This is a genomic window from Acidovorax sp. GW458-11-26-14-TSB4 (assembly GCF_059423865.1).
In genome coordinates, this window is record NZ_JBWKYR010000007.1 from 231,481 (window position 1) to 254,255 (window position 22,775).

The window sequence follows — 22,775 nt, forward strand, 5'->3', positions numbered from 1 at the left end:
CCTGTCAGGATAACGCCTGGTCGAGCACGCCGCGCGCGCCGGGGCGCGAACTCACCGCCTGGTACCAGCGTTCCAGGTGCGGCCGGGCCGGGCGCTCCTGCGGCAGACCCCACCAGCGGTGGATCTCGCAGCCCACGGGGATGTCGGCCATGGTGAAGCGCTCGCCCACCAGGTAGGGCTGGCGCGCCAGGTGCGCGTCCAGCATCTCCAGCAGCGGCTCGGTGGCCGCCACCGAGGCCGCGATGAGCGCATCGTTGCGCTGCTCCGCAGGCGTGCGTATCCACTGCAGGAAGGCATCGCGCCCGGCCGGGTTCAGCGTGGTCTGCTGCCAGTCCATCCACTGCTCGGCCATGAAGCGGCTGCCCACGTCCTCGGGGTAGAGCCCGTCCGGCGCATGCCGGGCGCACAGGTAGCGCACGATGGGGTTCGACTCCCACAGCACCACACCGGTGTCCTCGTCCTCGATCAGCGGCACCAGGCCGTTGGGGTTCAGTGCCAGGTAGCGCGCCTCGCGCACGAGGCCGAACTGCCCGCCGGCATCGGTGCGCTGCAGGCTGATGCCAAGCTCCTGCGCGGCCCAGACCACCTTGCGCACGTTGATGGACGACATGCGTCCCCACAGGTGCAGCATGCCGCTCAGCCTTTGGCCTGGTGGTCGCGGATGGCCGCGGCCAGCGCCGCGATGCCGGTGGCGATCTGCTCGGCCGTCGAGGTCACGAACGACAGCCGCAGCGTGCGGTGGTCGGCCGCGTCGGCGTAGAAGGCGGCGCCGGGCACGAAGGCCACGTTGCGCTCCACGGCCTTGGGCAAGAGTTCGATGGCGCTCACGCCCTCGGGCAGGCGCACCCACAGGAACATGCCGCCGTCCGGCTTGTTCCACTCGACCGACAGTCCCTGCATCTCCTTGGTGAGCGCGGCCAGCATCGCGTCGCGCTGCTCTTTGTACAGCGCGCGGATGGTGGGCACGTGCCGGTCCAGAAAGCCGCCCTTCATCACCTCTGCCACCATGCGCTGGTTGTAGCCGGGGGTGTGCAGGTCGGCCGCCTGCTTGGCCTGCAGCAGCTTGGGGTAGACCGACTTGGGTGCCACCAGGAAGCCCAGGCGCAGGCCCGGGGCCAGCACCTTGGAGAACGAGCCCATGTAGATGCAGCCCTCGGGGTTGCGCGCCGTCAGCGGGGCGGGCGGCGGGCTGTCGAACCACAGGTCGCCATAGGGGTTGTCTTCCACCAGCGGCAGGTTCAGCTCGGCGGCCTTGGCCACCAGCTCGGCACGGCGCGCATCGCTCATGGTGCGGCCCGTGGGGTTCTGGAAGTTGGGCAGCACGTACAGGAAGCGCGCCTTGTCCGCACCGGTGCCGACCTTGGCCACCAGGTCGTCCACCAGCACGCCCTGGTCATCGCTGGCCACGGCCACGACCTTGGGTTCCATGGGCGTGAAGGCCTGGATCGCGCCCAGGTAGGTCGGCGTCTCCACCAGCACGCGGCTGTCGGTGTCGATCAGCACCTTGGCGATCAGGTCCAGCCCCTGCTGAGAGCCGGTGGTGATCAGCACCTGGTCGGGGTTCACGTCCCAGGGCAGGAATTCGGCAATGGCTTCGCGCAGCGGGCCGAAACCCTCGCTCGCGGCGTACTGCAGGGCCGAAGGGCCATCGTTGGCCAGCACGGCGGCCGATGCGGCGGCAAAGGCCTCGACCGGGAAGGTCTTGGGCGAGGGCAGGCCGCCGGCCAGGCTGATGATGCCGGGCTTTTCGGTGACCTTGAGGATTTCGCGGATCACCGAGGGGTTCATGCGCTCGGCGCGGCGTGCCAGGGTCCAGGGGCTGGTGTGGGGCAGGTCATTCAGTTTCACTCTCGTTCTCCTGTGGGCGGTCCCTAAGACCTCCCATGTTGCAAAGTCATCAGAAAAAATGGCATCTCACGGCGCCCTGGTGCCTTCAGTCCACGATGAACAGTGTGGCACCCAAGGGGGCGGTGGAGCGGTGCGGTTCCGCATTGTCCGCCACCTGGTAGCTCATCCCGGGGGTAAGGGTGAAGCGGCGGCCATCCTGCAGCTCGGTGTGCAGTTCGCCGGTCAGGCACAGCAGCACATGGCCCTTGGTGCACCAGTGGTCCGACACATAGCCGGGGGTGTACTCCACCTTGCGCACGCGCAACGCGCCGTACTGCAGCGTCTGCCAGAAGGCCTGACCGGCCTGGGCGCTCTTTTCGACGCGCTCGACCGTGCTCCAGTCGGTGGCGGCGAAGGGGATGTTGTTCATCTGCATGGCGGGGCGGTCTTTCGGGTTGGCAACAGGATCGTCATGCGGGAGCGCGCTGGTGAATAGGCATCTTCTTGCCCACGAACACGGTGGCGATCACCCCCAGCGCGAAGGCCGCGGTGACCAGGTCCAGGCGCTCGCCCACCAGCGGCACGGCGAACAGCAGGCTCAGAAACGGCTGGATCAGCTGGATCTGGCTGACGCGCACGGCACCCAGGGCCAGTGCGCGGTACCAGGCGAAAAAGCCGATCCACATCGAGAACAGCGCCACATAGGCAAAGCCGAGCCAGGCCATGGTGCCGATGGCCGCAGGTGCGGCCGGCGCGAACCACCAGGTCACGGGCAGGGTCAGCGGCAGGGCACAGGCCAGCACCCAGCAGATCACCTGCTCGGCGCCCAGGCTGGGCGTGAGCCGCGCGCCGCCGATGTAGCCCAGAGCGCCCGTGGTCATGGAGATGATGAGAAAGATGTTGGCCGCGCCCAGGTAGAAGCCGCCGGCACGCCAGGCCATGAAGGCCAGCACCAGGCCGCTGCCCAGCACGGCGCAGGCCCAGAAGCCGGCCGAGGGGCGCTGCCGGTACCACAGTGCCCCGAGCACGGCCGTGGACAGCGGCAGCAGCGCGGTGACCACGGCGCCGTGCGTGCTGGGCACGTGGCGCAGCGCCAGCGCCAGGAACAAGGGAAAGCCGACGATCACGCCGAAGGCCGTGACGCCCAGAACCGGCCATTGCTGCACCGTGGGAACACGCAGGCGCCCCTGGGACCGCTGCCAGCCCAGGTAGGCCAGCGACAGCACGCCGGCGACGGCCGCCCGTCCGAAGGTGACAAACCAGGGCGAGAGCTGGGGCGCCTCGGTGGAGCCCACCGCCAGCCGCGTCATGGGCAGGGTCGCAGCAAACAGCGTGACGCCCACCAGGCCCCAGACCAGGGCTTCGCGCTCCTGGTTGCGGTTCATAGCGTCACCATCCAGGCGGAGGTCACCACCAGCACCAGTGCCAGCGCGCGGTTGAACCAGAGCAGGCGCGTGCCCTGCGCCAGCCACTGGCGCAGCAGCGAACCCACCAGGGCATAGACGAAATTGCTCGTGAAGGCGAACACCATCATCACCACGCAGATGATGGCCAGGCGCTCGCCCGGGTTGGCCGAAGGCTGGCCGGCGGCATTCACCACCCAGCCTGCGCTCAGCGTGAGCGCCAGCATCCAGGCCTTGATGTTCACGAACTGCAGGCCCACGCCCTGCCAGAAGGTGACGGACAGGCGCGTGCTGTCCACCTGGGTCAGCTGGCCGGCACGGCTGAGCTTCCAGGCCAGCCAGAGCATGTAGGCCACGCCCAGCAGGGTCACGGCCATGCGCAGCGCCGGCACGCCGGTGATCAGCGCGCCCAGGCCCAGGCCGCTCACCAGCATCAGCAAGGTCCAGCCCGTGGGCACGGCCAGGCAGAAATTCAGCGCCCGGCGCAGCCCCAGGTTGGCGGCCAGCGCGGTGGACAGGGTGGTATTGGGCCCCGGCGAAAAGCTCATCGCGGTGCAGAAGACCAGCAGGGCAGTGAGTTCGGCAGCGGTCATGGGGCGGTCTCTGGAATCGTGGGCTTGTCAGCGTCTGGCCTTCACTGTAATCTTCACCGCCAGTACACGACCAGTACAGTACGGCAGATCAGTTGTGCATCTGTACTGGCCGAAGCGGCAATACACCGGAGCCATGGCATGCTGATGAAAACCCCCACCCAGTCGCTGACCGAGCAGCTGTCGGCGCGTTTTGGCGAGCGCATCCGCAACCGCCTGCTGGCACCGGGTGCGCGCCTGCCCTCGGTGCGCCAGTGCGCGCTGCAGCACCGCGTGAGCCCCTCGACCGTGGTGGCGGCCTACGACCAGCTGCTGGCCCAGGGCCTGGTGGAGGCGCGCAAGAACCGCGGCTTCTTCGTGCGCGAAGTGGCACCCGCGGGGGCCGAGGCGCCGCAGGCCGTGGACGTCGCGGCCATGGAGGCGGCGGGCGGCAACTGGACCACGGCGCACTGGTTCGCGGCACGCGGCGCCGGGCGCGGTTCGCCGCCGGTGAACGCCACGGCGCTGATCCGCGGCATGTTCCACAAGATCAGCGACAAGCCCCAGCCCGGCATGGGCGTGCTGCCGCCGCAGTGGCTCGAATCCACCTTCATGCCCGCCGCGGTGCGCAAGGTCACCAGCACCCGGGCGCTGCAGGAATACTCGCTGCAGTACGGCGAGCCGCTGGGTGACAGCGGCCTGCGCCGCCTGCTGGTGAAGAAGCTGGCATCCCTGAGCGTGCACACCGCGCCCGAGAACATCCTCACCACCGTGGGCGCCACGCATGCCCTGGACATCGTGAGCCGCACCTTGCTGCGCCCTGGGGACCCGGTGATGGTGGAGGAGCCCGGCTGGGCGGTGGAGTTCGCGCGCCTGGCCGCCCTGGGTATGCACATCCTGCCGGTGCCGCGGCGTGCCGACGGGCCGGACCTGGAGGTCATGGCGCGCTACTGCGAGGTGCACAAGCCCAAGCTCTACGTGAGCGTGAGCGTGTTCCACAACCCCACGGGCTACTGCCTGTCGCCGGGCAGCGCGCACCGCATCCTGCAGCTGGCCAACCAGCACAATTTCCACATCGTCGAGGACGACACCTACAGCCACATCGCGCCCGAGCACGCGACGCGGCTCACGGCGCTCGACGGCCTGCAGCGCACCATCTACGTGAGCGGCTTCGCCAAGATCCTCGCGCCGAACTGGCGCATCGGCTTTCTGGCGGCGCCGCCCGGGCTGGTGGAGCAGCTGCTGGACACCAAGCTGCTGGCCACCCTGACCACGCCTGCACTGCTGGAAAAGGCGCTGGCCCTGTGCATCGAGCAGGGCCAGCTGCGACGCCATGCCGAGCGCATCCGCACGCGGCTCGATGCCGCCCGGGCGCGCAGCGTCAAGCTCGCGCTGGGCGCGGGCTGCACCTTCGCAGCCGACCCGGTGGGCCTGTTCGGCTGGGTGGATACCGGCGTGGACACCGATGCGCTGTCGCAGCGCATGCTGGACGAGGGCTACCTGCTCGCGCCCGGCGCCTTGTTCCATGCCGAGCGCAAGCCCAGCACGCTGATGCGCATCAACTTCGCGACCACGCAGGATGCGACGTTCTGGCGCACCTTCGAGCGCATCGTCAAGCAAAGCCGGTGATGGGCGCACTGCCTACAATCGCCATCTGATCCCACTACCGCAAAGGAACCATGGACGTACAAGGGCGCTGGGCCGCCATGACCGAGGGCCTGCAGTCCATGGCGCAGTTCTTTCCGGGCGGGCACGAGGGGCTGCTGACGGCGATCTCCGTGACCTGGAGCTTGTACATCGCGGTGCTGGCGGTCTGGATCGTGCTGCAAAAGCGCCCCCCGGTGTCCACGCTCAGCTGGATCCTGTCGATGGCGCTGCTGCCCTTCGTGGGCTATGTCATCTACTACTTCTTCGGGCCGCAGCGCCTGCGCAAGCAGCGCTTGAAGCGCATGCGCAGCCAGTCGGCGCTGTATGCGCATGCCGACTTCGCCGCCCTGCGCCAAACGGCTGCCACTGCACCCGAGGCCCTGCGCCAGCTGGTGCTGCTGGGCGAGGCCAGCTGCGAGCTGCGCGTTTCCACCGCGTCGCAGGTGGATCTGCTGGTCGACGGGGCCCAGACCTTCGATGCGATCTTCGACGCCATCCGTGCCGCGCGCCACCATGTGCACCTGGAGTACTACATCTTCGAGCCCGACGGCATCGGCACGGCCCTGCGCGACCTGCTGGTGGCCAAGGCGCGCGAGGGCGTGATCGTGCGGCTGCTGGTCGATGCACTGGGCTCCAAGCGCCTGGGCCGGCGTTTCCTGGCGCCGCTGCTCGACGCCGGCGTGCAGGTGGCCTTCTTCCATGCCTCGCGCATCGGCCGCCGCGTGCGGCCCGTGATCAACTTCCGCACCCACCGCAAGATCGTGGTCTGCGATGGCACCGTGGGGTTCACGGGCGGCATCAACATCACCGACGAGGAAGACCAGCGCGCCCGGCGCGATGCCTACCACGATGTGCACCTGCGCATCGAGGGTGGGGCCGTGCGCCTGTTGCAGATGACCTTCATGGAAGACTGGGTCTACACCACGGGCGAGGGCCCCGAAGCCGTGGCGCGCGAGAGCCGGCACCTGCTGCCCGCCACCGAGCCCGGTGACCACCCGGTGCAGATACTCACCTCGGGCCCAGACAATGCCAACGAGGCCATCCACCGCATGTACGTGGCGGCCATCCAGGTGGCCACCGAGCGCGTGTGGCTCACCACGCCGTATTTCGTGCCCGGCGAGCCTGCGCTCATGGCGCTGACCAGCGCGGCGCTGCGCGGGGTGGATGTGCGCCTGCTGGTGCCCCGGCGCAGCGATTCCTTCGTGGTCAGCGCGGCGGCGCGCTCCTACTTCGACGAGTTGATCGCCGCTGGCGTCAAGGTCTGGGAGTACACGGCCGGCATGCTGCATTCCAAGACCATGCTGGTGGACGACAACTGCGCCTTCATCGGCACCGCCAACTTCGACAACCGCAGTTTCCGCCTGAACTTCGAGGTCTGCGCCGTGGTCTACGGGCCGGCGCTGGCCCTGCCCCTGGCGCGCCAGTTCGAGGCCGACATGCGGCATGCCCGGGCCGTGCCCACGCGCCGCCGCCAGGCCTTTTTACCGCGCCTGGGCGATGCCACGGCGCGCCTGTTCTCACCGTTGCTGTGAGACCTTGTGGCCGTGGCGATGGCATGCGCTGGAGCGCTTCGCTTTCACCCGCTGACCTGCGAAACTGGCACGCACAGGGCCAGTGACCGCCGCGCAAAGCGCCTCAGGGGGATGGTTATCGTGCCACCTCAAGGTCCGAGAGCACGCGCAGCAGGCCGCGGTTGACTTCTTCGAGGTCCATCTCCTGCGTCTCGCACAGGTGGCGGATGGCGCTCGCGTCGCCGCTCTCCAGCGCACAGGCCATCTGCAGGCTGGCGGCATAGGGGCCGGTGCGCAGCACGGTGGCATCGTAGATGCGCTCGGACAGCGGGATGCGGTGCAGGATGGTGCCCAGGGGCTCCTGCAGCAGATCGTCGATCTGCGACAGCAGTCCGCACAGGTAGATCTCGCGGCGCAGTTCGTTTTCGATGCCTGCATCCAGCAGCTGTGCCATGAGCCGGGCGCGCAGCACCATGGACTCGCGCACGGGCTGCATGTTGGGGTCGGTGTTGGAGTGCGGCAGCTGGTCCGACAGCCAGCGGTTGATGGACCCGTAGCCCATCATCACCAGCCCGCGGCGCAACGAGTCGATGCCGGTGCGCAGGCCCAGCGCCGCCGAATTGGTGTACACCATGAAGCGGTAGGCCAAAAGCGGGTCCTCGCCCATGATGTCTTCGAAGGTCTCGAGCGACTGCTCCGCGTCGATGGCCTTCTGCAGCTTGGCGATCACGGCGTGCGACGGCTGCTGCGGCGTGTGGCGCACGCTGTAGAGCACGTCTTCCGTCGGCCAGCCGGCCAGGGCCAGGGCATTGTGCTTGTCCAGGCAATGCTCCATCAGGGCGCGGCTCGGGATGTTCTCGTACATCTGCCCGGCCAGGATGGGGCTCACGGCCCGCGGTGGCGTCCGGGCTGCCGGGCTGCCGGGCCGGGGGTTGGCCTGCAGGGTAGCCACCGCGTCGGCCGGGGTCAGGCTCAGCAGGCTGTTGTCGAAACACTGCGCCACGGCGGGCTCGGGCAGCTTGCCGATGTCGCCACGCCAGACCAGCTTCAGGCCGCGCTGGTGCGCGGCCTTCACCAGGGCATAGATGCCCGAGTCCTGCAGCCAGTCGCCCCGTACCTCGATCCAGGGGGCGCCGCGGGGCGCATGTTCGAGCATGTCGGCCAGCACCTGGTGGGTCTGGGGCGACAGCAGCAGCGGTGGCGAACTGGCGGACCACAGCTCCTGCAGCGTGCGCAGCAGGTGGCCGGTATCGACCACGGCGGCCGGGGATTCGTTCTGGACGTAGAGCTGGATGGCAGCGAGTTTGCGGGCACGGTTCCACAGGGGGCGGTACCCCAGGATCAGGCTGCCGAGGACGGATTGGACCATGGGCTCTCAGGCGTTGTCTCGTTGGGGTCCGTCCCCCCGCCAGGGAGTGCGGCTCAGGGCAGGCCCGCTTTAACTGATGAAATTGAACAGGGACAGCTTCTGCACCTGGGCATAGGACTTGAGCGCTGCCTCATAGCCCACCTGCTGGTTCTGGAAGTCTGAAATGCCCTTGATCATATCCAGATCCTCGGCGCGCGAGCGGTCGCCCTCGAGCTGGATCGAGCGCTTTTCCTGGTCGCCCGTGATGCGGTCGGCGCGGTTGAGCAGTTCGCCTGCGTAGCTGCGCGTGTTGCTGATGCGGTCCAGGCCGATGTCGATGTTGGTCAGGGCCTGCCCCACGGCCTGGGTCGCGGCGTTGCTGTTGACGGCGCCGCGGATGTCGCGGATCGCGCTGTCCAGCGTGCTGAACACGCTGGCGGAGGGCGCCATGGTGATGCTGTCCCCGGTGGCCGGGTTGCCCTTGATGTCGAAGGTCAGCCCGGGCACGCCGGTCACGGCGATCGTCACCGGCTTGTCGGTCGGGTAGTCCGGCACCACCACCGGCGCCGACGTCACGCCGGTGGTGGTGTTGGTGATGGTGTAGGTCGCCGAGGTGGTGCCGATGGTGGCCCCGGGGACCACCGACGTGAAGTTGATCGTGTAGTTGTCACCCGTCACCAGGCTCAGGTCCACCGGCTTGGCACCGGTCGTCGTGAGCTGCTGGTTGTTGTTGAGGGTGGCCGGGTTGACCTGGATGTTGTAGGCGCCATCGCGCTGGGGCTGGAACATGAAGGCGAACTCGCCATCCAGCGTGTTGGGAATGGCCACGCCGGTGCTGCCCGTCTGCCCGGGCTGGCCATTGAACAGGTAGTCCGGCGAGACCGACTGCGGTCCCAGGAAGGGGGCCAGCGCACTGCCCAGCGCGCCCAGCAGCGGAATGCCGTTGGTGTCCTTGCGGTTGGCCACCTCCTGCAGCTGTTCGCGGATGCCCTGCAGCTGGTTGGCGATGGTGGCGCGGTCGCTGGACGTGAGGGTGGGGCTGCCGGCGCTCACCATGAGTTCGCGTGCGCTCTGCACCAGGCCCATGGCGTCGCCGAGCGAGGATTCCGCCTGGGCGATGGCGTTGCGCTGGGTCTCCAGGGCGCGCTGCTCCGTCTGGATGCGGGTGAGCCGGGTGAGCGCGCGCTCGGCCTGTGCGGCCGAGACCGGATCGTCGCTGGCGCGCACGACGCGCTTGCCCGAGGTCAGGTTCTCCTGCAGGTTGGACAGGTTGGTCTGGCGCGCGCCCAGGTTGCGCAGCGCGTTGTCGTACATGTTGGCGGTGCCAAGGCGGTAGAGGGTATTGCTCATGTCGAACTCCTGGACCTGTATTCCAAGGTGGTCATTTCAGTTTTCCCTTGCGCCGACCACCCTTTGCGGCCTGCGACACCGGCGCGGCCACGGCAAGCGCCCCCGCGCAAGGGCCGCCCCGCCGCGCTGGGGGCGTCCCCCTGTGGGGACGGCGCGAAGCGACTCAGGGGGGAGCAGGTCATCGCGTCAATCCTTGAATCAGGGTATCGAAGATGCTCTGTGCAATCTGCAGCATTTTGGCGGAAGCCTGGTAGGCCTGCTGGTACTGGATCAGCTTGGCCGCCTCTTCGTCGAGGTTGACGCCCGAGACTGCCGTGCGGTCGCGCTCCAGGTTGGCGGCGATGGTGGTCGACAGCTCGGCGGCAAAGGTGGCGCTCTGCGTGCGCGTGCCCACCTGGGCCATCAGGCCGGCATAGCCGTCTGCCATCGTGGACTCGTCGAACATCTTCACGTCGCGCAGGTTCATCAGCGAGGTGGCATTGCCGGCGTTGCGCGTGTAGTTGTCGCCGTACTGCGGGTCCAGCGCATTGCCCACCCGAACGGTGTCGCCGGTCTTGGGCGAGCCCTGCAGCTTGATCTCCCAGCCATCGACGGTGATGGTGGAGCCGGAGGTGTAGGGTATGCCCGCCGTGCCCGAAGGCGGCGTGGTCGAGCCCGTCACCGTGTAGGTGGTCGGCGGGCCGGCGGCAAAGGTCAGCGTCACGCCGCCGGGGATGGGCGGCGTCACCAGGGCGTCGGTGGACTTGAGCCCCGCCAACTGCAGCGTGCCGCCATTGGTCGTGCCCATGGCCGCGTTGATGGGGTTGGCGGCCGCCAGGTCGCGCGGCGAGTACACCAGGGCGTTGATGTTGGCCCCTGCCGAGTTGAACGGCTGGAACAGCATGCGTTCGCCAGGCGCGCCGGGCGTGGTGAGGTTGAAGGTCAGCCCGTCGATGTCCAGCGTGGCCAGGTTGGCAGCGTCGGTGAAGGCCGTGGCCTTGCCGTCGGACAGGCGCACCACCTGGCCGGCCGTGCCGGTGGTGAACCGGATCTCGTAGTCGGACGCCGCGAACTTGGTGGGGTCCGTGAAGGTCACATTGCCCACGCCGCCGCCGTTGGTCAGGCCGGGCATGGATGTGGGCAGGGAGAACAGGTCCTTGCCCATCTGGCCGTCCAGCGTGAGGCCCAGCTTGTGCTGCTCGTTCATGGTCATGCCGATGGCCATGGCCATGCGCCCGAGCAGGTTGCGGCTCTCCGACAGGTCGGTGTTGTTGAAGCGCAGCAGGCCGGAGACCGATCCCCCACCCATCATGTTCTCGTCCACCTCGATGGCCGGCGCGCCGGGGCGGTTGAAGAACAGCTTGAGCTGGCCGCTGCCGGGGAACTGCGTGGCATCGTCCACCGAGACCTCAGAGGGCGTGGTGCCCAGCACCAGGGGCTGGCTGCCGCCCACGAACAGGCCCACGGTGCCGTCGTCGGCCGGGATCTGCGTGGTCTGCACGTACTGGTTGACCTCGCGGATCAGCTGGTCGCGGTGGTCCAGCAGGTCGTTGGGCGTCTGGCCATTGCCCTTGGCGCGTGCGATCTGCTCATTTACGGCGGCGATCTGGCCGGCCAGGCTGTTGATGGCGGTGATGCTGCTTTGCAGCTGTTCCTTCACCGTGTACTCGATCTCGTCGACACGTTCCGCGGCCGCGCGCATGCGCGACGCGGTCTCGTCGATGCGCGTGAGCACCAGCGTGCGGGCCGTGATGTCGGTGGGCGCGCTCACCACATCCGAGAAGGCGTTCATCATGTCGTTGATGGCTGCGCCCAGGCCGGTGGCCCCGCCACTGAACACGTCCTGCAATTGGCGCAGGCGCTCTGCGCGCACGATGTCGCCGCTCTGCACCGAACCGGCCGCGGCCGACTGGCGCGTGAGCAGTTCGCTCTGGTTGCGCAGGATGGTCTGCACGTCCACGCCCTGGCCGATGTAGCCGCCGCCGGTGAACTGGCCCTGCACGGTCTGCAGCACCACGGTCTGGCGCGAATAGCCCGGCGTGTTGACGTTGGCAATGTTGTTGCCGGCAGTCTGCAGGGCCACCTGGTTGGCGAGCAGGGCGCGGGCACCGACGTTGAGCAGGCTCATGGTTTACCTCGTGTCCTCAGGCCTGCGCCCGCTGCTGCTGCGCACGCTGCACGCTGTTGATGGCGCCGCTGAGCTTGCGGGCGTACCCGGGGTCCGTGGCGTAGCCCGCCTTCTGCAGTGCGGAGGCATAGTCCATGGCCGAGCCGGACTGCGCCACGGACTCCGCCTTTTCATAGCGCGGGCTTTCCTTGATGAGGCGCGCGTAGTCGCGGAACGAATCCTCGTACGAGTCGTAGGCCCGGAACTTGGCCACCACCTTGCGCGGCGTGCCGTTGATGTACTCGGTGGTCGTGATCTCGGCGACCTTGCCGGTCCAGCCCTTGCCGGCCTTGATGCCGAACAGGTTGAAGGAGTTGCTGCCGTCGGCGTTCTTGATCTCGCTCTTGCCCCAGCCGGTCTCGTGGCCAGCCTGGCCGAGCATGAAGCTCGCGGGGATGCCGCTTTCCTGCGCCACCTTCTCGGCCGTGCCGCTCAGGTGCTGCACGAAGCCATCGCGGCCCTTGGGCGCCTGGCCCACGGCCTCGGCGGGGCTGGCGCTCACCTTGGCGGCGGCGGGACGCTGGACCTGCGACAGGCTCATCGTCGAAGGCACGGAGAAGGACGGGTCGGGCCCGCCCATCTGGCGCGAGAGCTGGCGTGCGATGGCTTCGGACAGCCCGCCGGGCTGGCCGGCCATCTGCACTGACAGCTGCTGGTCCAGCAGATCGGTGCCCAGGTCGCCCTGGGCGCCGTCCATCAGGCCGGACTTCATGGTGGCCTCGCGCATGCTCTTGATCATCTCGCGCATGAACAGCGATTCGAACTGCTTGGCGGCCTCTTTCGCGGCCTGGGGATTGTTGTTGCCGGCCTCGTACTTGAGCGCATTCAGCGACTTGACGTCGGCCGCCAGCGCGTTCGACGTACTGGTGCTTGCGGACGACGAGGGCAGCGTGAGGGCCATGGTCAGATCACTTCGAGCTCGGCGTTCAGGGCGCCGGCGGCCTTGATGGCCTGCAGGATGGCGAGCAGGTCACCGGGCGTGGCGCCCAGCGTGTTCAGCGCGCGCACCACGTCGGCCAGTTGCGGCGAGGGCGGCATCTGGATGATGTTGCCCGGCTCCTGGTTGATCTTGATGTCGCTTTGCTGCGTGACCACGGTCTGCCCCTGCGACAGCGGGTTGGGCTGGCTGATGACGGGGCGCGAGCTGATGGTGATGGACAGGTTGCCGTGCGCGATGGCGCAGGGGCCCAGGGTCACGGCCTGGTTGAGCACGATGGAGCCGGTGCGCGCATTGATCACCACCTTGGCGGCTGGGGCCGCCATTTCGAGCGGCAGCTCTTCCAGGTCGGCGATGAAGCCCACACGGGCGCCGGGGTCGCTGGGCGCGCGCACCTGCACCGTGCGGCCGTCCAGGGCCGTGGCGAGGTTGTTGCCCAGGCGGCTGTTGATGGCCTGGGCCACGCGGCGGGCGGTCTGGAAGTCCGAGGCATTGAGCCCCAGGCTGATGGTGTCGCCCTCGTTCAGGGGCGTGGGAACGGAACGTTCGACCTGGGCGCCCAGCGGGATGCGCCCGGCGGCCAAGTGGTTGATCTGCACCTTGCTGCCGCCAGCGGAGGCGCCGGCGCCGCCCACCACCAGGTTGCCCTGGGCCAGGGCGTAGATCTCGCCGTCGGCACCGCGCAGGGGCGTGACCATGAGCATGCCGCCCTTGAGCGACTTGGAGTTGCCCATGGAGGAGACGTTGACGTCGATCTGCTGGCCGGGCTGGGCGAAGGCGGGCAGCTGGGCCGTGACGATCACGGCGGCCACGTTCTTGAGCTGCAGCTGCGAGGCCGTGCCGGGCGGCAGGCTGATGCCCATCTGCTGCAGGTAGTTGGACATGGCCTGCGTGGTGTAGGGCATCTGGGTGGTCTGGTCGCCCGTGCCGTCCAGCCCCACGACCAGGCCGTAGCCGGTCAGCTGGTTGGTGCGAACGCCCTGCACCGCCGCGATTTCCTTGATGCGCAGCGCATGCGCCGGCCAGGCCGCACACGCCAGGGCCAGGGCGATGGCCGACAGCCACAGCGTGCGCAGGGGGGGTGCCAGGAAGGGGGAGGGCAAGGCTTTCATGGGCTTCATTGTGGGCTGTCGCCGCACAAGGGAATGCCCAAAAAGAGGCGAATTCACCCGCCTTTTGGGAGTGGGGCCTGGTTACATTTCCCACACCCGCCCGGCGCCCAGGCCGTGCCGGCGGCCCGGCAATGGTGCCCGGCCGCTGCGAATCATTCGCAGTAGTTGTTCGTGAAGCCCTTCCAGGGCTTGCGCAGCATGAAGGGCAGGGTGTCCCAGGCGCTCCAGGTGCGCGGATCGTCGAAATTGACCGTGGCCGCCGGCGCGATGATGGCCGTGACCATCCAGACGCCGGAATCCAGCCCCTGCAGGGTGAGGTTGCCGCCCAGGATCACCTCGGTCTGGGCGCCGCCCAGGTTGTCGGCCACGGCGGTGTAGGCGTCCGTCGTCTGGATGTTGCCCGGTGCCAGGTAGACCTTGAAGATGGCGCCGGTGGTGATCAGCGGCGAGCGCACCAGGGGAAAGACGAAGCTGTTGTCCCGGTGGAAGATCACGTACACGTTCTGCAGCGTGCCCGGGGTGGTCCCCACCGCCGCTTTGCCGGCGTCGTACTTGATGGTGAAGGCGAACTGGTCCAGCGCCGTGGCGTCGCAGGGCGAAAACTTGATGCCTGCGGGCAGGGTCTTGTTCTTGGAGGCGGCCTCGGAGGCGGAGCCCTTGGGCGCCACCAGGCTCAGCGCCACGGAGTAGGCGTAGGTGGTGGGCTGCGCCTGGGCAACGGGCGAAAATGCAGCGGCCAGGGCCGTGAGGCCGCATGCCAGGGAGCTGCGAAAAAAGGACATCGTGAACCTCGGGTCTGAATGCACAAGGGCGCTGCGCTGGCTGCACGGCCTGCATCCGATCCGCAGGCGCCTGGTCACATTTTGTATCAGAACGGTGTCACGGTGTTGAAGAAGCGGCCCAGCCAGCCGGTCACCTGGGCTTCGCCCTGGGCGCCGCGGCCACGCGATTCCACGCGCACGTTGGCGACCTGGGTGGAGGCCACGATGGAGCCGGGCTGCAGGGCGCGGGGGTCCACGGTGCCCGAGAAGCGCAGCACATCCACATTCTGGTTCACCCCGATCTGCTTTTCACCGGCCACGATCAGGTGGCCGTTGGGCAGCACGTCGATGACGGTCGCGGTGATCGAGCCCTGGAAGGTGTTGGCGCTTTCGGTGCCGCCCTTGCCCTCGAAGGCATTTTCCGAATTCGCGCCCACGCCCAGCTTGTCGGTGAACTTCTGGCCGGTGAATGGCAGTGCGGTCACCCCGCTGCTGACCTTGGAGGTGCGGTCCACGGTGGACGAGGACTTCTGGCTCGCCGTCACGTTTTCCACGATCTGGATGGTGACGTTGTCGCCCACCAGGCGTGCACGCCGGTCTTCGAAGGACGGGCGGTAGCTGGCGGTGTGGAACAGGCCGCCGGTGACCGGTGGCGGGGTGCGCGGTGCGACAGCGGCCAGGGGCGGCGGCGTGGTGGGCAGGATGTCCACGGGCGGCGGCGGGGACATGCTGGCGCAGCCGGTGCTGAGCACGGCGGCAGCCAGGCTGGGCCAAGCAAGGAGGCGCGCGCGGGCGCCCTGGAAGGCGTGGAGGATCGTGGTCATGGGAAGAATCCTGGCAAGAATGGGGCTTGTGGCCTGTCTGCTGCTTACATCTGGCTGAGCTTGGCCAGCATCTGGTCCGAGGTCTGGATGGCCTTGGAATTCATTTCGTAGGCGCGCTGGGTCTGGATCATGGTCACCAGCTCCTGCACCACGTTCACGTTCGAGGTTTCGAGGTAGCCCTGCAGGATGGTGCCCAGGCCGTTGGTGCCGGGCGTGCCCTGCTGGGGCTGGCCCGAGGCGGCGGTTTCCACGAACAGGTTCTGGCCGCGCGGCTCCAGGCCGCCCGGGTTCACGAAGGTGGACATGGCGATGTTGCCCAGCGGCTGCGGCGCGGTGTTGCCCGGCACGGTGGCCGTGACGGCGCCCTCGGCGCTGATGGAGATGCTGGTGGCGTTGGCCGGCACGGTGATGCCGTTGGCGATGGGCAGGCCGCTGGAGGTGACCAGGCGGCCCTGCGAGTCGAGCTGGAAGGAGCCGTCGCGGGTGTAGCCGATGGTGCCGTCGGGCTGCGTGACCTCGAAGAAGCCATTGCCCTTGATGGCCACGTCCAGGTTGTTGTTGGACTGCTGCATGCTGCCCTGCATGAAGTTGCGCGCCGTGGCCACGGTGCGCACGCCTAGGCCCAGGTGCAGGCCGGTGGGCAGCTGGCTTTGCTCGGTGGTCTGGGCGCCCACTTGGCGCAGGTTCTGGTAGATCAGGTCTTCGAACACCGCGTTGGCACGCTTGTAGCCGGTGGTGGACACGTTGGCCAGGTTGTGCGAGATGACGTCCAGCTGGGTCTGCTGGGCTTCCATGCCGGTCTTGGCGATCCAGAGGGAGTTGATCATGGCGATTTCCTAGAGGGGGCTGGTGGCGGTTCAGCCGTTGATGCTCAGCAACTGGCTGGCGGCTTTGTCGTCGGCTTCTGCGGTCTGCAGCATCTTGATCTGCTGCTCGAACTGGCGCGAGGCGGCGATCATGCCGACCATGGTTTCCACGGCGTTCACGTTGGAGCCTTCGATGGCCCCCGAGAGCAGGCGGGCATTGGGGTCGTTGGGGATCTGTTCGCCCGATGTGGCGCGGAACAGCCCGTCGTCGCCGCGCTTGAGCGGGTCTTCGGCGGTGGGTGTGGCCAGCTTCAGGCGGCCGATGGCGGCGGGCGGCTGGCCCGCGGTCTTGGCGGTGAGGGTGCCGTCGGAGCCGAGCGAGACCTCGGAGTTCGGCGGCACATCGATGGGGCCGCCGCCGTCCGACAGCACGGTCAGCCCGGTGTTCGTGAGCAGGGCGCCGGTGGGCGAGACTTCAAAACCGCCGTTGCGGGTGTAGGCCTCCAGGCCATCGAGGCCCTGCACGGCAAACCAGGCGTTGCCGACGGCCATGGCATCGAGGGCGCGGCCCGTGCGCTGCACCGGGCCCGGCTTGTCCACGTAGCCCGAGGTGGCCTCCAGCGCAAACACGCGCGTGGTGGAGCCATCGCCCTGCAGCGGGACGGAGCGGAAGGTGGACATCTCCGCACGAAAGCCGTTGGTGGACGCATTGGCCAGGTTGTTGGCCAGCACCGACTGCCGGTGGGCAGCGGCGTTGGCCCCTGTCATGGAGGTGTAGATGATGCGGTCCATGGCGGCTTCCGGTCAGGGGGTCAGGGGCGTGTCAGCGCAGGTTCACCAGGGTGGACATCACCTGGTCTTGCGTCTTGATGGTCTGCGCATTGGCCTGGTAGGTGCGCTGCGCGGTCATCATGTTCACGAGTTCGGCCGTGAGGTCGACGTTGGAGTCCTCCAGCGCGCCCGAGCGCAGGGCACCGAAGTTGCCGTCGGTGGCCGTGCCCATCACGGGCTGGCCCGATTCGAAGGTGGCCACCCAGTTGTTGCCGCCCACCGAGGCCAGGCCCTGGGTGTTGCGGAAGCTCGACAGCGCGATCTGCCCTTCGGCGCGGGTGACGCCGTTGGAGTAGCGCGTCATGATCATGCCGTTGTTCTCGACGTTGATGCCCGTGAGGTCGCCTGCGGTATAGCCGTCCTGCGAGAGGTCGGACACGGAGAACTTGCGGCCGAACTGCGTCACGTTGTCCAGGTTCACCTCGACGTCGTAGGCGGGCAGGTTGTTCGGGTTGGGCGGCGTGGGGTTCACGTTCAGCGTCAGCGCAAAGCCGGTGGCCGGCGGCGTGGCGGCCGGGCCGGTGATCACGCCGTTGTTGTCGAAGGTGATCTGGCCGATGGCCGTGGCGACCACGGGCGGCACGGCCGTGGGATCGTCCAGGGCGTCGTACACATCCCAGGTGTTGTCGGTGGCGGTCTTCTGGAAGTACAGGTTGACCGGCTTGGCCACGCCCTGGCTGTCGAACACGTTGATCGAGGTGCCGTAGGTGGCGCGTGGCGTGGCGGGCACGGGCGGGGTGGCGGCCGGGTCGCCGGCGGCATCGGTGGCGCGCTGAAGGCGGCGTCGATCCGGGTGGTCTGCTTGGCGGGGATCGGCTCCGAGGTCGGGAACACCATGGGAATCGGGTCGGTGCCGGTGCGCAGGCCGGTGGTGGGGTCGATGGGGTAGCCCATGACCTTGGCGTTGTCATTGGTCACCATGTTGCCCACCTTGTCCAGCTTGAAGTTGCCGGCGCGGGTGTAGGCGGACGAACCGTCGGGCAGCTGCAGCGTGAAGAAGCCGTTGCCGTTGATGGCCACGTCCAGGCTGTTGCCGGTGATGGTCAGGTTGCCCTGTGTGAACTGCTGGGCCACGGCGGCCGTCTCCACGCCGATGCCGGCGTTGGAGCCGCCGGCCGAGCCGATGGCATTGGCCACCATTTCGGCGAATTCCGCACGCGACGCCTTGAAGCCCACGGTGTTGGAGTTGGCGATGTTGTGGCCGATGACGTCCAGGTTCTTGCTGGCGGCGTTCAGGCCGGAGAGGCCTTGCTGGAAACCCATGGTGTTCTCCTTGAGAGGGCGTGTGCGGGGAATCGGGGGAGGGGCAGCCGAGGTCCGTCGTCAGACGATGGACTTGATCTGGCTGTAGTTGATGTTCTTGCCGTTGGCCAGCGTGAGCACGAGCTGGCCATCGGTGGCGCCCGCCCCGGTGACCTTGGACTGGGTGAGTGCCGTGTATTCGAGCGTGGTGGCACCGTTGACCGCCTTGACGCGGAACTGCAGGCCTTCCTTGCTGCCCTTGTAGCCGCTAGCGTCCCAGTCGAAGTTGTGGCGGCCCATCTCCTTGGGGCCCAGGTCCACGGTGTCGACCACCTGGCCGCCAGGCGTCACGATTTCCACCTCCACCTTGGTGGCGGGATAGGCGATCTCGAAGCCGGCCTTGCCCACGTTGTCCACAACGGTCATGCCCGAACCCTCGGTCATCACATTGCGTCCGACCAGGGTCGTGCCCTGCATGACCTGCAGCGAGTTGAACTGGGCGGCCATGCTCTGCATGGTGGTGTTGAGCTGCTGGATGCCGGTGACGGTGTTGATCTGCGCGATCTGCGAGGTCATCTGGGCGTTGTCCAGCGGGTTCATCGGGTCCTGGTTGTTGAGCTGCGCGACGAGCAGCTTGAGGAACCGGTCCTGGGAGGCGGCGGGGTCGTTGGCCGCCGTCGCCTTGGCATTGGCGGTGTCGGCGGTCGTGGCGGCATTGGTGGCGCTGAGGATCATGGTGAGGGTCTCCCGGGGTTACTGGCCCATCTGCAGGGTCTTGAGCAGAAGTGACTTGGCCGTGTTCATCACCTCGACGTTGTTCTGGTACGAGCGCGACGCTGAAATCATGTTCACCATCTCCTCCACGGCATTGACGTTGGAATGGGTCACGTAGCCCTGTTCGTCGGCGGAGGGGTGGCTGGGGTCGTGGATCTTGCGGCCGGGCACATTGCTCTCGGTGATGGCGCTCACGCGCACGCCGTCCGAGCCTTCCTGGCCCATGTTGGTGGTGCGAAACACCACCTGGCGGGCCTTGTAGGCATTGCCGTCGGGGCCGGCCACCGCATCGACGTTGGCCAGGTTGCTGGCCACGACGTTCAGGCGCTGGGACTGCGCGCTGATGGCGCTGCCCGAGACGTTGAAGATGGAGAACATGGACATGGTGGTGTGCCTTTGGAAATACGGGGCGGCTCGTTACTGGCCCTGGATGGCGCTGAGCATGGTCTTGGCGTTGCCGTTGATGAAGCGCAGCGTGGCTTCGTAGCGCACGGCGTTGTCCACGAAGGCGGCGCGTTCGCGGTCCAGGTCGACCGAGTTGTTGTCCAGGGCGGGCTGGGTCTGCAGGGAGTAGGCCAGCTTGCCCTTGTTCCCCAGCTCGGCCGAGGAGCCCTCGTCGGCGGTGGAGGCGGTGAGGTGCCGTGGATCGGTGCCGATGGTGACGGTGGGCCGCTGGGTGGTGTAGCCGGAGTTGCCCAGCGTGGTGGTGGACAGGCTGGCGGGCGATTCGGTGTACGAGGAGCGCTCGCCGGTGGCGTTGCTCAGCGCGTCGGAGAATTTGAAGTCGCGTGCGACGTAGCCGGGGGTGTCGGCGTTGGCGATATTGCTGGCGATGGCGCGCTGGCGCTCGGCACGCAGTATCAGTGCGTTGCCGTGGAAGTCCAGCCGGTTGGTCATCTTGTCAAGCATGTCTGCCTCACGTCCAGGTTGCGAAACGCCAGTGAAAAACGGTTTTCTGGCGTGGCTCGATTATGAAAACCGCCTGGATTTTCTAAAGCGCGAAGAGCCCGCGTTTGCGGTCGCAGTTCGGGGCATCAACGGCCGCCCGAAGGCCTACAGTGAGGGTCGAGAATTGGCCTGTGCAGCGCGCTGCAGGGCCGCACCGGTCTACCAGGAGACGCCCCATGGCACCCGCATTCCGCACCTTTTCCACCGCCGGCCGCGCCGCACTGGCCGCCCTTGCCGGCACCTTGCTGGCCGGCATGGCACAGGCGCAGGCCGTGGCCGACCCGGCTGCGGACCTGCCCGCCCTGACCCAGCGCTGGCTGGACGACGCGATCGCGCGCAACCAGCCCGCAGGCCTGCCGCTGCGCATGGAGGTGAGCATCGGTGCGCTGGACACCCGGCTGCGCCTGGCGCCCTGTGCCCGGGTCGAGCCCTACCTGCCGGCGGGGTCGCGCCTGTGGGGCCGCACCCGGCTGGGCCTGCGCTGTGTGGAAGGGCAAAGCGCCTGGAACGTGTTCCTGCCCGTCACCGTCAAGGCCTGGGGGCCGGCCTGGGTGCTCACGGGCAACGTCGCCTCCGGCGCGGTGCTGGCCGCCAGCGACGCCGCCGAAGCCGAGGTGGACTGGGCGGCCGATGCCGCCCCCATCGTGGCCAATCCCGACCAATGGGTCGGCCAGATCGCCTCGCGCCCGCTGGTGGCAGGCCAGGCCCTGCGCCAGCCCATGGTTCGGGCACCGAGCATCTTCAAGGCCGGGGCGCAGGTGCGGGTGGTGGCGCAAGGGCCCGGTTTTGCGGTAACCTCGGCGGGGCAGGCACTCACCGCGGGTGCTGCAGGCCAGACTGTGCGAGTCCGCATGGACAATGGCCGTACAATCTCTGGTATTGTGGGTGAAAATGGAACGGTCGACGTTACCCTTTGATTCATCCCGCCTGCATAAATAGCTAAAGTCCAGCGCCAAGAGGTCGAAAACATTGCTACGAGCTCCGTGTCATCGGAGCGCTGGAGAAGGCGATGAAGATAGGTCAACAACCGGAACTTCCGGGCGCACTGGCGCAGACGGGGCAGGCCAAGCAGGCCAAGGCCCCCGCTGCGGCCCCGGTGGCACCCGAAGGAGTGGCGCAAGGCACGAAGGCTGCCTCGGCCCCTGGCGTGCCTGTGACGGTTTCCACTGCGGCCCGGGCCCTGGACCAGACCACCCGTGCAGCAAGCGATTTCGATACAAAGAAGGTGGCTGCCGTGCGTGCAGCCATCGAAAAAGGTACTTTCTCGGTCAGCGCCGGCGCGATTGCCGACAAGCTGCTGGCCAATGCGCAAGAGATCTTTTCCCGCTCGCGCGGCTAGCGTGACTTCCTTCTTCCAGGCGTCACTGGCCCGCATCCACCAAGACCTGCCGTGACCACCCCTCTGGAAGATGCCTTGCAGACCGTAGAGCAGCACATCGAAGCGGTGTCTGCCGCCCTGCTCAAGGCCGATGCCCCCACCCTCGAACAAGCAAGCACCGGGCTGCGCGACGCCGCAGCCCGTTTTACGTATGCGCTGGACCTCTCCCGCCAGCAGGTGAGCAGCATCACCCCCGCCCTGAAGGCCCGCATGGACGCCATCGCCGCCACCCTGGTGGTGCACCGCGAAAGCCTGGCGCGCCTGGCCGCCATCACCGACCGCCAGACCGCCGTGCTCGTCCCCTCCCAGGACAGCTCCGCCAACGCCACTTACGGCAACGGCCTGGGCGGCAAACAAAAAGCCGCTGGCATCGCCAAGATCTACCGCTCTGCCGGTTGATTTGATCCGCGCGCCACGGCGCCGCAATGCGGCTTTGTATGGCCACAATTCTCGGTTTGTATTAGTACATAAGCGCAGTGCGCGCAAGCGCGCGAGCAGCAGGCCGTGGATAGCGCGCTGCCCAAGCCAGGGCAGCCGTGCAAGGGCCGCCCCGCCGCACTGGCTGCGTCCCCCTTCCCGAATTACGCAGTAATTCGAGAGAAGGGATGAAGGCGCGAAGGCGCCTCAGGGGGATGCACTCTCAATGACTTCGCATCTTCGCCCGCAAGCGGGCAATGGACTGGCTGTGCAGCTGGCACACGCGCGATTCGGTGACGCCCAGCACGGCGGCGATCTCCTTGAGATTCATGTCGTGCTCGTAGTACATGCCCATGATGTGCTGTTCGCGCTCGGGCAGCGATTCGATGGCCGTGACCAGGGCCGAGCGCAGGCGGTGGTCGCGCAGCATCTCGAGCGGATTCGCCGCCTCGTCGCCCACATGGCGGTCGAGGAAGCCATCGTCCTCCTCGTTGCCGTGGGTCATGTCCTCCAGGTACACGAGCTGGGTGCCGCGCACCTTGCCCAGCAGGTTCTGGTACTCGGCCAGGGGCATGCCCATCTCGGTGGCGATCTCCGATTCGAGTGGGCTGCGGCCCAGGCGCTGCTCCAGCCGGTTGACGGCCTGCTCGATGTCCTTCTGGCTCTTGCGCGAGCTGCGCGACATCCAGTCGCCCTCGCGCAGCTCATCGAGCATGGCGCCGCGGATGCGCTGGGTGGCGAAGGTCTCGAACTGCACGCCCTGGGCGGCTTCGTAGCGCGAGAGGGCCTCCGCCAGGCCCATCATGCCGACCTGGATCAGGTCGTCCAGCTCCACATTGGGGGGCAGCTTGGCGATCATGTGGTGCGCGATCCGCCGTACCAGGGGCACGTGCTGGCGAATCATCGCATCACGGTCGAGCTGGCCTTTGGCGGTGTACATCAGA

General features: G+C 67.7%; 23 protein-coding genes and 1 pseudogene. 5 read left to right on the plus strand and 19 right to left on the minus strand.

Going from position 1 to position 22,775, the window contains the following annotated elements:
• Window positions 1–4: 4 nt before the first annotated feature.
• From AC07X5_RS17060 to AC07X5_RS17080, 5 genes are all read right to left on the minus strand, one after another.
• Complete coding sequence (locus tag AC07X5_RS17060) at window positions 5–631, minus strand: glutathione S-transferase (protein WP_494771125.1); 627 nt, start codon at window positions 629–631, stop codon at window positions 5–7.
• Between the two features lie 5 nt (window positions 632–636).
• A complete protein-coding gene (locus AC07X5_RS17065) occupies window positions 637–1,848 on the minus strand; it encodes an aminotransferase-like domain-containing protein (protein WP_409959610.1) in 1,212 nt (403 codons plus the stop codon).
• A gap of 85 nt (window positions 1,849–1,933) precedes the next feature.
• Window positions 1,934–2,263, minus strand: coding sequence for a DHCW motif cupin fold protein (locus AC07X5_RS17070; RefSeq protein WP_409959608.1), 330 nt, complete (start codon window positions 2,261–2,263; stop codon window positions 1,934–1,936).
• A gap of 34 nt (window positions 2,264–2,297) precedes the next feature.
• Window positions 2,298–3,212: a DMT family transporter gene (locus AC07X5_RS17075; protein WP_494771126.1), complete on the minus strand. Its 915-nt coding sequence runs from the start codon at window positions 3,210–3,212 to the stop codon at window positions 2,298–2,300.
• Window positions 3,209–3,823, minus strand: a complete 615-nt coding sequence (locus AC07X5_RS17080) for a LysE family translocator (protein WP_494771127.1) — start codon at window positions 3,821–3,823, stop codon at window positions 3,209–3,211. The genes AC07X5_RS17075 and AC07X5_RS17080 overlap by 4 nt, the downstream gene beginning before the upstream one ends.
• A 138-nt stretch (window positions 3,824–3,961) precedes the next feature.
• Between AC07X5_RS17080 and AC07X5_RS17085 the strand changes: the two genes are divergently transcribed.
• Together AC07X5_RS17085 and cls are read left to right on the plus strand one after the other, a co-directional pair.
• On the plus strand, window positions 3,962–5,428 hold the full coding sequence (locus tag AC07X5_RS17085; RefSeq protein ID WP_494771128.1) for an aminotransferase-like domain-containing protein: 1,467 nt from the start codon (window positions 3,962–3,964) through the stop codon (window positions 5,426–5,428).
• Between the two features lie 98 nt (window positions 5,429–5,526).
• A complete protein-coding gene (gene cls, locus AC07X5_RS17090; RefSeq protein WP_494771164.1) occupies window positions 5,527–6,978 on the plus strand; it encodes a cardiolipin synthase in 1,452 nt (483 codons plus the stop codon).
• A gap of 115 nt (window positions 6,979–7,093) precedes the next feature.
• Here cls and AC07X5_RS17095 read toward each other — a convergent pair whose 3' ends face one another.
• The 13 genes and pseudogenes from AC07X5_RS17095 to AC07X5_RS17155 all read right to left on the minus strand — a co-directional run bounded on the left by AC07X5_RS17095 (window position 7,094) and on the right by AC07X5_RS17155 (window position 19,997).
• Window positions 7,094–8,326 carry an HDOD domain-containing protein gene (locus AC07X5_RS17095; RefSeq protein WP_409959600.1) on the minus strand — a complete coding sequence of 411 codons (1,233 nt, stop codon included), beginning with the start codon at window positions 8,324–8,326 and terminating at the stop codon, window positions 7,094–7,096.
• A 69-nt stretch (window positions 8,327–8,395) separates the two neighbouring features.
• Window positions 8,396–9,655, minus strand: coding sequence for a flagellar hook-associated protein FlgL (gene flgL, locus AC07X5_RS17100; RefSeq protein ID WP_494771129.1), 1,260 nt, complete (start codon window positions 9,653–9,655; stop codon window positions 8,396–8,398).
• A 178-nt stretch (window positions 9,656–9,833) separates the two neighbouring features.
• Window positions 9,834–11,762 (minus strand): flagellar hook-associated protein FlgK, encoded by a 1,929-nt coding sequence (gene flgK, locus AC07X5_RS17105; RefSeq protein ID WP_494771130.1) that lies wholly within the window; start codon window positions 11,760–11,762, stop codon window positions 9,834–9,836.
• A 16-nt stretch (window positions 11,763–11,778) separates the two neighbouring features.
• Window positions 11,779–12,702 carry a flagellar assembly peptidoglycan hydrolase FlgJ gene (gene flgJ / locus AC07X5_RS17110; protein WP_494771131.1) on the minus strand — a complete coding sequence of 308 codons (924 nt, stop codon included), beginning with the start codon at window positions 12,700–12,702 and terminating at the stop codon, window positions 11,779–11,781.
• 2 nt (window positions 12,703–12,704) lie between these two features.
• On the minus strand, window positions 12,705–13,859 hold the full coding sequence (locus AC07X5_RS17115; RefSeq protein WP_494771132.1) for a flagellar basal body P-ring protein FlgI: 1,155 nt from the start codon (window positions 13,857–13,859) through the stop codon (window positions 12,705–12,707).
• A 143-nt stretch (window positions 13,860–14,002) separates the two neighbouring features.
• Window positions 14,003–14,632 (minus strand): hypothetical protein, encoded by a 630-nt coding sequence (locus AC07X5_RS17120; protein ID WP_409959590.1) that lies wholly within the window; start codon window positions 14,630–14,632, stop codon window positions 14,003–14,005.
• A gap of 86 nt (window positions 14,633–14,718) precedes the next feature.
• A complete protein-coding gene (locus tag AC07X5_RS17125; RefSeq protein WP_409959588.1) occupies window positions 14,719–15,435 on the minus strand; it encodes a flagellar basal body L-ring protein FlgH in 717 nt (238 codons plus the stop codon).
• A 44-nt stretch (window positions 15,436–15,479) separates the two neighbouring features.
• A complete protein-coding gene (gene flgG, locus AC07X5_RS17130) occupies window positions 15,480–16,262 on the minus strand; it encodes a flagellar basal-body rod protein FlgG (RefSeq protein WP_494771133.1) in 783 nt (260 codons plus the stop codon).
• A gap of 30 nt (window positions 16,263–16,292) precedes the next feature.
• A complete protein-coding gene (gene flgF, locus AC07X5_RS17135; protein WP_409959584.1) occupies window positions 16,293–17,033 on the minus strand; it encodes a flagellar basal-body rod protein FlgF in 741 nt (246 codons plus the stop codon).
• A 31-nt stretch (window positions 17,034–17,064) separates the two neighbouring features.
• Window positions 17,065–18,335 (minus strand): annotated as a pseudogene (flgE, locus tag AC07X5_RS17140) (flagellar hook protein FlgE).
• Between the two features lie 60 nt (window positions 18,336–18,395).
• Window positions 18,396–19,049: a flagellar hook assembly protein FlgD gene (locus AC07X5_RS17145; protein ID WP_494771134.1), complete on the minus strand. Its 654-nt coding sequence runs from the start codon at window positions 19,047–19,049 to the stop codon at window positions 18,396–18,398.
• A gap of 18 nt (window positions 19,050–19,067) precedes the next feature.
• Entirely contained in the window at window positions 19,068–19,472 is a 405-nt protein-coding gene (gene flgC / locus AC07X5_RS17150) for a flagellar basal body rod protein FlgC (RefSeq protein WP_409959578.1), read from the minus strand.
• A gap of 33 nt (window positions 19,473–19,505) precedes the next feature.
• Complete coding sequence (locus tag AC07X5_RS17155) at window positions 19,506–19,997, minus strand: flagellar basal body rod protein FlgB (RefSeq protein WP_494771135.1); 492 nt, start codon at window positions 19,995–19,997, stop codon at window positions 19,506–19,508.
• Between the two features lie 215 nt (window positions 19,998–20,212).
• Here AC07X5_RS17155 and flgA point away from each other — a divergent pair, with 215 nt between their 5' ends.
• The 3 genes from flgA (at window position 20,213) to AC07X5_RS17170 (ending at window position 21,813) form a co-directional block, all read left to right on the plus strand.
• Complete coding sequence (gene flgA, locus AC07X5_RS17160) at window positions 20,213–20,953, plus strand: flagellar basal body P-ring formation chaperone FlgA (protein WP_494771136.1); 741 nt, start codon at window positions 20,213–20,215, stop codon at window positions 20,951–20,953.
• A 92-nt stretch (window positions 20,954–21,045) separates the two neighbouring features.
• The gene (flgM, locus tag AC07X5_RS17165; protein ID WP_494771137.1) at window positions 21,046–21,375 is read left to right on the plus strand and encodes a flagellar biosynthesis anti-sigma factor FlgM; all 330 of its coding nucleotides are present in this window, start codon (window positions 21,046–21,048) and stop codon (window positions 21,373–21,375) included.
• A 51-nt stretch (window positions 21,376–21,426) separates the two neighbouring features.
• On the plus strand, window positions 21,427–21,813 hold the full coding sequence (locus AC07X5_RS17170; RefSeq protein WP_409959570.1) for a hypothetical protein: 387 nt from the start codon (window positions 21,427–21,429) through the stop codon (window positions 21,811–21,813).
• 241 nt (window positions 21,814–22,054) lie between these two features.
• On the opposite strand, the gene AC07X5_RS17175 is transcribed toward AC07X5_RS17170, so the two are convergent.
• The gene (locus AC07X5_RS17175) at window positions 22,055–22,771 is read right to left on the minus strand and encodes an RNA polymerase sigma factor FliA (RefSeq protein ID WP_409960513.1); all 717 of its coding nucleotides are present in this window, start codon (window positions 22,769–22,771) and stop codon (window positions 22,055–22,057) included.
• Window positions 22,772–22,775 lie beyond the last annotated feature (4 nt).

Excerpts from the sequence above, each read along its gene's own strand:
- AC07X5_RS17085 (WP_494771128.1), top strand. The coding sequence starts at position 3,962 with ATGCTGATGAAAACCCCCACCCAGTCGCTGACCGAGCAGCTGTCGGCG.
- AC07X5_RS17145 (WP_494771134.1), bottom strand. The coding sequence starts at position 19,049 with ATGATCCTCAGCGCCACCAATGCCGCCACGACCGCCGACACCGCCAAT.
- AC07X5_RS17155 (WP_494771135.1), bottom strand. The coding sequence starts at position 19,997 with ATGCTTGACAAGATGACCAACCGGCTGGACTTCCACGGCAACGCACTG.
- AC07X5_RS17115 (WP_494771132.1), bottom strand. The coding sequence starts at position 13,859 with ATGAAGCCCATGAAAGCCTTGCCCTCCCCCTTCCTGGCACCCCCCCTG.
- flgF (WP_409959584.1), bottom strand. The coding sequence starts at position 17,033 with ATGGACCGCATCATCTACACCTCCATGACAGGGGCCAACGCCGCTGCC.
- AC07X5_RS17075 (WP_494771126.1), bottom strand. The coding sequence starts at position 3,212 with ATGAACCGCAACCAGGAGCGCGAAGCCCTGGTCTGGGGCCTGGTGGGC.
- flgK (WP_494771130.1), bottom strand. The coding sequence starts at position 11,762 with ATGAGCCTGCTCAACGTCGGTGCCCGCGCCCTGCTCGCCAACCAGGTG.
- flgM (WP_494771137.1), top strand. The coding sequence starts at position 21,046 with ATGAAGATAGGTCAACAACCGGAACTTCCGGGCGCACTGGCGCAGACG.
- AC07X5_RS17095 (WP_409959600.1), bottom strand. The coding sequence starts at position 8,326 with ATGGTCCAATCCGTCCTCGGCAGCCTGATCCTGGGGTACCGCCCCCTG.
- cls (WP_494771164.1), top strand. The coding sequence starts at position 5,527 with ATGGCGCAGTTCTTTCCGGGCGGGCACGAGGGGCTGCTGACGGCGATC.
- AC07X5_RS17120 (WP_409959590.1), bottom strand. The coding sequence starts at position 14,632 with ATGTCCTTTTTTCGCAGCTCCCTGGCATGCGGCCTCACGGCCCTGGCC.
- flgJ (WP_494771131.1), bottom strand. The coding sequence starts at position 12,702 with ATGGCCCTCACGCTGCCCTCGTCGTCCGCAAGCACCAGTACGTCGAAC.
- flgA (WP_494771136.1), top strand. The coding sequence starts at position 20,213 with ATGGCACCCGCATTCCGCACCTTTTCCACCGCCGGCCGCGCCGCACTG.
- flgG (WP_494771133.1), bottom strand. The coding sequence starts at position 16,262 with ATGATCAACTCCCTCTGGATCGCCAAGACCGGCATGGAAGCCCAGCAG.
- AC07X5_RS17125 (WP_409959588.1), bottom strand. The coding sequence starts at position 15,435 with ATGACCACGATCCTCCACGCCTTCCAGGGCGCCCGCGCGCGCCTCCTT.
- flgC (WP_409959578.1), bottom strand. The coding sequence starts at position 19,472 with ATGTCCATGTTCTCCATCTTCAACGTCTCGGGCAGCGCCATCAGCGCG.
- AC07X5_RS17175 (WP_409960513.1), bottom strand. The coding sequence starts at position 22,771 with ATGTACACCGCCAAAGGCCAGCTCGACCGTGATGCGATGATTCGCCAG.
- AC07X5_RS17080 (WP_494771127.1), bottom strand. The coding sequence starts at position 3,823 with ATGACCGCTGCCGAACTCACTGCCCTGCTGGTCTTCTGCACCGCGATG.
- flgL (WP_494771129.1), bottom strand. The coding sequence starts at position 9,655 with ATGAGCAATACCCTCTACCGCCTTGGCACCGCCAACATGTACGACAAC.
- AC07X5_RS17060 (WP_494771125.1), bottom strand. The coding sequence starts at position 631 with ATGCTGCACCTGTGGGGACGCATGTCGTCCATCAACGTGCGCAAGGTG.
- AC07X5_RS17070 (WP_409959608.1), bottom strand. The coding sequence starts at position 2,263 with ATGCAGATGAACAACATCCCCTTCGCCGCCACCGACTGGAGCACGGTC.